The following is a 9,121-nucleotide window of genomic DNA, read 5'->3' as shown; positions in this document are numbered from 1 at the left end:
GTTTGACCGGCACTGGCCCCAATGGGCGCATCGGCAAAGCAGATGTCGAAGGTGCCAAGGCGGGAGCCGCTGCACCAGTTGCCGCGGCGCCAGCGCCATTGGCACCTGCCGCACCGGCAGCCATCCCCGATTTCGGCATCCCGCACGAGGTCGTCAAACTCAGCAACATGCGCAAAACGATCGCGCGCCGCCTCACCGAGAGCAAGCAGCAGGTTCCGCATATCTACCTGACAGTCGACGTCCGGCTCGATGCGCTGCTCAAGCTGCGCGGCGAACTCAACGCCAGCCTCGAAAGTCGCGGCGTCAAGCTGTCGGTCAACGATATGCTGATCAAGGCGCTCGCGCTGGCGCTGATTCAGGTGCCCAAATGCAATGTCAGCTTTGCGGGCGATAACATGCTACAATATAGCCGCGCCGATATCAGCGTTGCGGTTTCGGTACCGACAGGCCTGATCACCCCGATCATCGTCGATGCCGCGAACAAATCGCTGTCGACCATCTCGACCGAAATGTCCGCACTTGCCGCCAAGGCGAAGGACGGCAAGCTGCAGCCGCATGAATATCAGGGCGGCACCGCGTCGATCTCCAACATGGGCATGATGGGCATCAAACAGTTCGAAGCCGTCATCAACCCGCCGCAAGCGATGATCCTGGCGATCGGCGCAGGCGAAAAGCGGCCCTATGTGGTTGACGACGCACTGGCCATCGCGACCGTGATGAGCGCCACCGGCAGCTTCGACCACCGCGCAATTGACGGCGCCGACGGGGCAGAGTTGATGAAGGTGTTCAAGGAATTGGTGGAGAAGCCCTTGGGGTTGGTGGCTTGAGAACTGAAAAGCCACTTTGGCTACGCCTTGCTCTTATATTTGCCATTGCGGCCATTCTTTCGATTATGACCGCAACGCTTTTGTTAATAGGCTTATCATTCCTGGTGAGCAGTCCATACGAGAGTGATTGGGGCGAGATTACTGGCCTGTTTTTCGTATTCCTTATTTTCGCATTCATTTTCATTGCCGCAGCGATCCCAATCGCGGCGCTGCCGGCTATCCTTTTAGGTCGCCGGACTGGGTGGACGCGAAGCCTTGCTGGTACACTTTTAATGTCTGTTCCCCTTGGTCTCGTTTGTGCGATGGTGACCAATGCTTGGTGGCTTGGAAAAGACTGGGGATGGCTAATTCTTATCGCTGCCGGTGGTGCCAATGGTTTGCTCGGCGGTTTTCTATGGTGGCACTGGATCGGTCGATTTGAGGCTGAATCAACCGCACAAATGACGGAGTTAAAAAGTTGAGCACTTACGACCTCATCGTCCTCGGTTCGGGCCCCGGTGGCTATGTCGCCGCAATCCGCGCAGCCCAACTCGGGCTGAAAACCGCGATCATCGAACGCGAAAATCTCGGTGGCATCTGCCTCAACTGGGGCTGCATTCCGACCAAGGCGTTGCTGCGTTCGGCGGAAATCTATCTTTATATGCAGCATGCGGGCGATTATGGCTTGGCGGCGGCCAATATCAGCGCGGATATCGATGCCGTGGTGAAGCGGTCGCGCGGGGTCGCGAAACAGTTGAATCAGGGCGTCACGCATCTGATGAAGAAGAACAAGATCACCGTCCATATGGGCGATGGCAAGCTGACCGCGCCGGGCAAGCTGTCGGTTACCAAAGATGGCAAGACCGAAGAGCTGGCCGCGAAAAACATCATCATCGCCACCGGCGCCCGCGCCCGCGACCTGCCTTTCGCGCCCGCCGATGGCAAACGCATCTGGACCTATCGCCACGCGATGGTGCCGCCTGAAATGCCCAAGAAGCTGCTGGTGATTGGCAGCGGCGCGATCGGCATCGAATTCGCAAGTTTCTACAATGATATGGGCGCGGAAGTGACTGTTGTGGAAATGATGGACCGCATCGTGCCGGTTGAGGATGCGGATGTTTCGACTTTCCTCGAGAAAGCATTGAAAAAGCAGGGCATGACCATCCTGACCGGGGCAGGGGTGCAATCGCTGAAGGCCAGCGCCACCGGCGTCACCGCGGAAATCAAGGATAAGGACGGGAAGGTCGCCAAAAGCGAATTCACCCATTGCATCGTCGCCATCGGTATCGTGCCCAATACCGAGAATATCGGGCTGGAGGCTCTGGGCGTCGCGACCGAGCGCGGGCATATCAAGACCGATCCGATGTGCCGCACCAATGTTCCCGGCCTCTGGGCCATCGGCGATGTCACTGCACCGCCATGGCTCGCGCACAAGGCGAGCCATGAAGGCGTCATCGCTGCGGAAGCCATTGCTGGCGGCCATCCGCATGCGATGGATCCGAAGAACATTCCCGGCTGCACCTATTGCCACCCGCAGGTCGCTTCGGTCGGCCTCACCGAAGCCAAGGCCAAGGAAGCGGGCTATGAGGTGAAGGTCGGCAATTTCCCCTTCATCGGCAATGGTAAGGCCATCGCGCTGGGTGAGGCGGAAGGCTTCATCAAAACCGTGTTCGACGCCAAAACCGGCGAGCTATTGGGCGCGCATATGGTCGGCGCGGAAGTCACCGAGTTGATCCAGGGCTACACCATCGGCAAGACCGCCGAACTGGTCGAAGCCGATTTCATGCACACCGTCTTCCCGCACCCGACGCTCTCTGAAATGATGCATGAGAGCGTGCTTGGGGCCTATGGCAAGATGCTGCATATGTGATCTGCGGTTGACCTGACGGCGCATTGGGCTAGCTTCACTGCGGGTTGCGAAGGAGGCTTATGAAACCGATCCCCGTGCTGATTGCCGCGACCCTTGGCTTGCTCCTGACCGGCTGCTGGACATCCGACGCGCCACTGATGCCTGACGATGTGATAGACAAACCGCCGCTTTCGGGAACCTATTCACGCTTTGAGGGCGAGGTGTTTACCGGCGATCGCTATGTCGTGTCGCTCGAGGACACTGAATATCAGGTTGAACATTCGGAGTTCGGCAATGCAGCCAAACCAGCCTATTTCATCAGCTTTGACGCTTTGGTCGACGAACTGTATCTCGCCCAGATCGTCAATATGAACGGCAAGATGGAAGCGTACCGCCTGTTTCGCATCAGCGACGATGGCAGCGAAGCCTTTGACATGAACTTCGATTGCGGTGCACCGGAAACTGCGCTGCCTGGTGTGGAAAGTGACGGCACTGACTGCCAGTTTGCAAGCTATGACTCGCTGAAAAAAGCGGCCATGGCGAGGGCTGTAGAACATAGCGAACACAATAAAGGTGCTGTCATAGTTTCGCGGTTCGAACGGGTTCTAGCCGATTGATCGGTTGACTGGAAGCAAGTCCAAAAATCGCTGTCCTACCGCCGCCCAATCTGCCTAATGTTTGGAAACAAGATTCGGGAGATAACTGACATGGGCATAAGCGTGAACTTTCTGAGAAATGCTGGGGTTTTGGCGATTGCATTGGCGGCGGTTCATTCGGCGCCTGTTCTCGCCAATACGGTCATCACTGGTGCGCGGATGCTCGATGTACTCACGGGCAAGATGGTCGACAACCCAGCAATCTTTGTAGACGATAATGGCCGCATCACCAGCATCGCCGATGCCCGCACCGTCAAATGGGGTAGCGACGTCTCGCATATCGATCTGGGCGACAAGACATTGCTGCCTGGGCTGATCGACATGCACGTCCACCTCGATGGACCTGCCGATATTGGTGGATACCGCGGCCTCGAATTCACGGACAGTTTCTGGGCGATGACGGCAGTGGGCAGCGCCAAGGCGATGCTCGATGCAGGCTTTACGACTGTGCGCAATGTCGGGTCTGACAACCGCAATGATATCGGCCTCAAACAGGCTATCGACAATGGCTATGCGGTAGGCCCGCGCATCGTTCCTGCTGGATATGCACTGGGTGCGACAGGCGGCCATTGCGATTCAACCTTCCTCCCGCCTAGTCTTGAGAAGGACGGGAAGGAAGAAGGCATCGGCGACAGCATAGACGAGCTGCGCTATCAGGTTCGTCGCCAGCGCAAATTTGGTGCCGAGGTGATTAAGATCTGCGCTACCGGTGGCGTGTTCTCCCGCAATACGGAGCCCGGCCAACAGCAGCTTTCCGAAGAGCATATGCGCGCAATTGCCGATGAAGCGCACCAATGGGGCGTACGTGTCGCCGCGCACGCGCATGGCGGCGATGGCATTAAAGCGGCGATCAAGGCAGGTATAGACACGATCGAGCATGCCAGCCTTGTCGATGATGAAGGCATAAAGCTGGCGGCCACCCGTACGCGTCCCGTTTGGTTTGCAATGGATATCTACAACACCGAGTATACGCAGGCCGAAGGCGCGAAAAATGGCGTGCTTGAGGATAATCTGCGCAAGGACCGGGAAGTCGCCCAGATCCAGCGCGACAATTTCCGCAAGGCGCATAAGGCGGGGGTGAAAATGGTTTTCGCGTCCGACGCCGGTGTCATGCCGCATGCCGATATCGGCAAGCAGTTCCGTGTGATGGTCGAATATGGGATGACCCCGCTTGAAGCGATCCAGGCGGCGACGCGCAATGCCGGCCAGGCGCTGGGCCGTGAGAAGGATGTCGGTGCGATTGAGGTTGGCCGTTACGCCGATATCGTTGCGGTCGAAGGGGATCCGCTTGCCAATGTCCGTGAACTCGAGTCGGTCGACGCAGTTGTAAAAGGTGGCAAACGCATCCGTTAAGCCGATGAGTTCAGCAATGATTCAGTTGCAACATGCAACATTGCAGCATCCCTCGGCTCTGTGATAGTCATTGCCTGTGGGAAGACATAACGTTCGCTAAGAACTGGGGAGCAACGTGATATGATGATGAGCTTGGCGCTGGCCATGGCGCTCAATATGGCCGCGATGAAAGGCGACGTACTCGATACTGCACGCAAGGGCTTTAACAATTGCCTGATCCGCGAACATAACGAAGCGGTGAAGGTGAAAAAGTCGGGTTCAGAATTCAACGAACTGATCCAGAAAGCCTGCCCTACTGAGCGGCAGACTTATTTCGATTTACTCGTAAAATCGGAAAAGAGCTTTGGTTCCAAGCAAGCCGATGCAGAACAATATGCCAAAGAAGAAATCCAGATGATGATCGATGGCACTACCAACGCCTTCGGCGAAAACGCCTCTAACGGCGGTCAATTGGCCGAAGAGAAATAGAAGCTGGCGGACAGGGTGGGATTCGAACCCACGGTGAGCTTGCACCCACGCCGGTTTTCAAGACCGGTGCCTTAAACCACTCGGCCACCTGTCCGCGCTGCGGGCCGCCCTAGACAGGAATTGCCGCGCTGGCAAGCATGGCTGTGGGTGAAACTATAGCCACGAGGTGCGCATTTTACGCCAGAGTGCGCACTTTCTTTAGCCGCTGCACCTTTTCCATGTTATCGTTAATGCGTTCTAAGCGTGGAGGATTTGTGGCGTTGCGTATCGGGAAATGGCCGGTTGACGGTTTTGCGGTTGCGATGTTGCTGGCTGTGGCAAGTCCGCCCGCTGCGCTTTCCGCGCAGCAAGCGGCTGAAGTATCCGCCGAGCAAAGCCATTCACATGCATTTGCCCAATATCTACAGGCTGTCCGTGCCCGTGCCGAACGGGAAGGGGTCAGCAAGGCAACACTCGATCGCGTAATCCCGACGCTGACCTATCTCCCACGCGTTGTGCAGCTGGATCGGGGCCAACCGGAAACGCCAGGCGCAGCGCCGATCCCGGATTTCGAACCCTATCGGCGCAAGCATGTTGATGCCGCGCGCATCAACCGTGGTCGCTCCAAATATACAGAGTTACGCCCATTGCTGCAGCGGATCGAAAATGAAACCGGCGTTCCGGAAGAGGTGATGATTGCCATTTACGGGCATGAAACAAATTACGGTGCCGTGATGGGCAATTTTCATGCGCCCGACGCGCTCGCTTCGTTGGCCTTCGAAGGCCGCCGTCGCGACCTGTTCGAGGCGGAACTGGTTGCCGTGTTAAAGATGATCGATCGGGGTGTGCCCAGCTATGCGATTACTGGCAGTTGGGCGGGCGCACTCGGTCGTCCTCAATTCCTGCCTTCGGTTTATCTGCGGCTCGCCCGTGATGGCGATGGCGACGGCTATGCCGATATCTGGAAGAGCGAAGTCGACGCGATGACTTCGATTGCCAATTATCTAATGAATGCGGGTTGGCGCCGCAACGAACCCTGGGGTTTTGCCGTTAATGTGCCTGCCTCGCTCGACCGTAACGCTATCAAGAGCAATATGGTGCCAACACGCTGCACGCGCGTATTTGCCCGTCACAGCCGCTGGATGCGGATATCGGAATGGAAGCAACGCGGGGTTAACGTGCAGAATGGCGTCTGGCCTGACGAAAATATGCAGGCAGCTTTGATAGAGCCTGATGGGGAGGGACAGACCGCATATTTACTGGGCAGCAACTATCGCGCGATATTGGACTATAATTGCTCTAATTTTTACGCTCTTTCGGTGGGGTTGCTTGCAGATGCGGTTCGAAACTAGATTATTGACCAGTACGGCCGCGCTACTAGCGCTCGCGTCGTGCGGCGGTGGCGGCGGTGCGGTTGCAACTGCAAATTCGGCCTCGGTAGAACGGGCGAGCGATTATCCAGTGATGCTGGGCGAGTCATTCACCATTGGCGCGACGAAATATTCGCCGGAAGATGTAGCGCTGTACGACGATGTGGGCATTGCCGGTATATATGGCAGTGAACTCAACGGAAAAACGACTGCCAATGGAGAGGCTTTCAGCGGGTCATCCATATCTGCAGCGCATAAAACATTGCCAATGCCAAGCTATGTTGAAATCACGGCGCTTGATACCGGGCGGACCATATTGGTGCGTATTAATGATCGGGGGCCAATGACCAACGACCGGCTGATTGACCTTTCCGAAGGTGCAGCCCGGCAGTTGGGTATCGTCGATAAAGGCACAACCGGCGTTCGGGTACGCCGCGTCAATCCGCCAGAAAATGAAAAATCTGCCTTGCGGGCGGGACAGGCCGCGACATTGCGGATGGACACGCCGGAATCGCTTTTGAAAGTATTGCGCGACAAATTGGCAAAGCAGGCCAAGCCTATAATCGCCGTTGCTCCGCCGGAAAATCCGGCGCCGGTGGTGCCCGTAACGAAAGAAGTTGCCAAACCCACGAAACCTGTGATTGCAGCGAAAAAGGAAGATGCCAAACCCCCAGCGGTCGCGGATAAGACCAAAACGGAAGTCAAACCAAAAACTGCAACCCGTGGATCCTATGTTGTGCAGCTGGCAGCCTTCGCCTCGCGCCCTAATGCCGATGCGCTTGCCAAGAAACTAAACGCCTCTGTTGCGCCGTCTGGCGATGGAAAACTGTTCAGGGTGCGTTTCGGGCCTTTTGCAAATGAGAAGGAAGCGCAAGCTGCTCTCGCCGATGCAAAAAAGAAAGGCTATCCACAGGCAAGGCTGCTCCGCGAATAGCTTTAACTGGCGAAGCGCGCATTCGCCGGTTATCGAACCAGCATGCGTTTGCTTTTGCTCATCATGATGCTTTGCATGGCTCAGCCGGCCTGGGCAGATGAGGCAATGTACAGGACTCAGGCCCCCATCGCCTATCTAATCGATGCACATAGCGGCGTCGTGTTGCTCGGCAAGGCGAGCGATAAGCGTATCCCGACTGCTTCAATGGCAAAAATGATGACTGCCTATATCGCCTTTGAGGCGATCAAATCGGGCAGGCTTGATCGGCAGCAAAAATTTGCAGTTCACCCACAAAGCTGGGTCAAATGGAACAATCGCGGATCCAGCATGTTCCTCAAAGCAAAGCAGCAGGTCAGCGTAGAGGATTTACTGCACGGTATCCTGACACTTTCGGGCAATGATGCATCGGTGGTATTGGCCGAGGGGATTAGCGGCAGCGAAAAGGCCTTTACCAGAGAAATGAATGCGGCTGCCGAGCGACTTGGCATGCGAGATAGTCGTTTTGGCACGGCCAATGGTTGGCCAGATAAGGGCGGCACCTTTTCAACGGCGCGCGATCTGGCCGTGCTTGCCAAACGGATTATTGAGGACCATCCGGAACTGTTCCGCGAATTCTTTAACCAGCGAAGCTTCAGATGGAACAATATCGCTCAGCGCAATCGCAACCCTTTGCTCGGTGCAGTCGAAGGCGCGGACGGGATGAAAACGGGGCACAGTAGCGAGGCCGGTTATTGCCTGGTGGGCACAGCGCAGCGCGGACCACGGCGCTTGATAATGGTGGTTGCGGGCTTGCCAACAACGCAATCTCGTGTGGACGAAGCGCGGGCAATGATGCGCTGGGGCTTTGATAAATGGCAGGAAAAGCCGCTATTTGTGGAAGGACAGCAAGTCATCAAAATCCCAGTACAACTGGGAACCGATGCTGCTGTTGAGGCAATTGCGGCTCACAAAATATCGATGCTGGGATTGAAGGACGCTATCGCAAAGCCCCGATTGACTATGCGCTATACTGAACCGCTGAAAGCGCCGCTGCGTAAAGGCGAAACGGTGGGCGTGCTAACGGTTCATTATCCCGATGGCTTGCAACAAAAATTTCCGCTGGTTGCAGCAAATGATGTACATAAAGCCAATTTTATACAACGCGCGTGGAATGGCTTTATGTCGCTTTGGAGCATGGCAGCATGACTAAAGGGCGGTTCATCTCAATCGAAGGTGGCGAAGGCGCGGGCAAATCGACGCAGATTGCGCTGCTCGCCGAAAAGCTGAAAGCACATGGTCTATCGGTCGATTTGACCCGTGAGCCCGGAGGAACCGAAGGCGCAGAGGCGATCCGCCAGTTATTGCTCGGGGGAGGAGACGACCGCTGGGGTGCATCTGCCGAAGCCATGCTCTTCGCCGCCGCACGAAGCGACCATGTTGAAAAACGCATCAAGCCCGCGGTTGCTCAGGGCATGTGGGTAATCTCTGATCGTTTCCTCGACAGCAGCCGCGCCTATCAAGGAGCCAGCCTGGGTTTGAGCGACGCCGTTATCATGGATCTACACCGGATCGGCAGCGGGGGTTATTTGCCGGATCGTACGATTATACTCGATTTGCCGCTTGAAGCTTCGCGTCTGCGGACACAGGCCCGCGATGGCGATAGTACGGACCGCATCGGAGGGCGCGACGATGCCTTTCACCAGCATGTTCGCGATGCTTTTCATCAT

The 9,121-nt window shown here is 56.5% G+C and carries 10 protein-coding genes and 1 tRNA gene; 10 read left to right on the top strand and 1 reads right to left on the bottom strand.

Annotation, left to right across the window (positions count from 1 at the left end):
- From Q0239_RS01005 to Q0239_RS00980, 6 genes are all read left to right on the top strand, one after another.
- Positions 1-827: 2-oxo acid dehydrogenase subunit E2 (locus tag Q0239_RS01005; protein WP_298597004.1), on the top strand; the 827-nt coding region annotated here is incomplete at its 5' end.
- Positions 828-892: 65 nt separating this feature from the next.
- Positions 893-1,288, top strand: coding sequence for a hypothetical protein (locus Q0239_RS01000; protein ID WP_298597002.1), 396 nt, complete (start codon positions 893-895; stop codon positions 1,286-1,288).
- Positions 1,285-2,676, top strand: a complete 1,392-nt coding sequence (gene lpdA / locus Q0239_RS00995; protein WP_298596999.1) for a dihydrolipoyl dehydrogenase — start codon at positions 1,285-1,287, stop codon at positions 2,674-2,676. The genes Q0239_RS01000 and lpdA overlap by 4 nt, the downstream gene beginning before the upstream one ends.
- 59 nt (positions 2,677-2,735) lie before the next feature.
- Positions 2,736-3,272, top strand: a complete 537-nt coding sequence (locus tag Q0239_RS00990; protein ID WP_298596996.1) for a hypothetical protein — start codon at positions 2,736-2,738, stop codon at positions 3,270-3,272.
- Positions 3,273-3,374: 102 nt separating this feature from the next.
- The gene (locus Q0239_RS00985) at positions 3,375-4,664 is read left to right on the top strand and encodes an amidohydrolase family protein (RefSeq protein WP_298596993.1); all 1,290 of its coding nucleotides are present in this window, start codon (positions 3,375-3,377) and stop codon (positions 4,662-4,664) included.
- 120 nt (positions 4,665-4,784) lie between these two features.
- Positions 4,785-5,132, top strand: coding sequence for a hypothetical protein (locus Q0239_RS00980; RefSeq protein ID WP_298596990.1), 348 nt, complete (start codon positions 4,785-4,787; stop codon positions 5,130-5,132).
- 4 nt (positions 5,133-5,136) lie between these two features.
- Here Q0239_RS00980 and Q0239_RS00975 read toward each other — a convergent pair.
- Positions 5,137-5,226: transfer RNA gene (locus Q0239_RS00975), tRNA-Ser, on the bottom strand.
- A 136-nt stretch (positions 5,227-5,362) separates the two neighbouring features.
- Here Q0239_RS00975 and Q0239_RS00970 point away from each other — a divergent pair.
- From Q0239_RS00970 to tmk, 4 genes are all read left to right on the top strand, one after another.
- A complete protein-coding gene (locus Q0239_RS00970) occupies positions 5,363-6,463 on the top strand; it encodes a lytic transglycosylase domain-containing protein (protein ID WP_298596986.1) in 1,101 nt (366 codons plus the stop codon).
- A gap of 4 nt (positions 6,464-6,467) precedes the next feature.
- Positions 6,468-7,415 (top strand): septal ring lytic transglycosylase RlpA family protein, encoded by a 948-nt coding sequence (locus Q0239_RS00965; protein WP_298596983.1) that lies wholly within the window; start codon positions 6,468-6,470, stop codon positions 7,413-7,415.
- Between the two features lie 42 nt (positions 7,416-7,457).
- Complete coding sequence (locus Q0239_RS00960) at positions 7,458-8,600, top strand: D-alanyl-D-alanine carboxypeptidase family protein (RefSeq protein WP_298596980.1); 1,143 nt, start codon at positions 7,458-7,460, stop codon at positions 8,598-8,600.
- Positions 8,597-9,121 (top strand): dTMP kinase (tmk, locus tag Q0239_RS00955; protein ID WP_298596977.1); only part of this gene is annotated, 525 nt, incomplete at its 3' end. The genes Q0239_RS00960 and tmk, both read left to right, overlap by 4 nt.

This window comes from uncultured Sphingorhabdus sp., from assembly GCF_937872355.1.
Taxonomy (GTDB): Bacteria; Pseudomonadota; Alphaproteobacteria; order Sphingomonadales; family Sphingomonadaceae; genus Sphingorhabdus_B.
This window is presented reverse-complemented; position numbering and strand designations above follow the sequence as displayed.

Coding starts and splice junctions, on each gene's coding strand:
- Q0239_RS00990 (WP_298596996.1), top strand. CDS start 2,736: ATGAAACCGATCCCCGTGCTGATTGCCGCGACCCTTGGCTTGCTCCTG.
- Q0239_RS01000 (WP_298597002.1), top strand. CDS start 893: ATGACCGCAACGCTTTTGTTAATAGGCTTATCATTCCTGGTGAGCAGT.
- Q0239_RS00980 (WP_298596990.1), top strand. CDS start 4,785: ATGATGATGAGCTTGGCGCTGGCCATGGCGCTCAATATGGCCGCGATG.
- Q0239_RS00960 (WP_298596980.1), top strand. CDS start 7,458: ATGCGTTTGCTTTTGCTCATCATGATGCTTTGCATGGCTCAGCCGGCC.
- Q0239_RS00970 (WP_298596986.1), top strand. CDS start 5,363: ATGCGTTCTAAGCGTGGAGGATTTGTGGCGTTGCGTATCGGGAAATGG.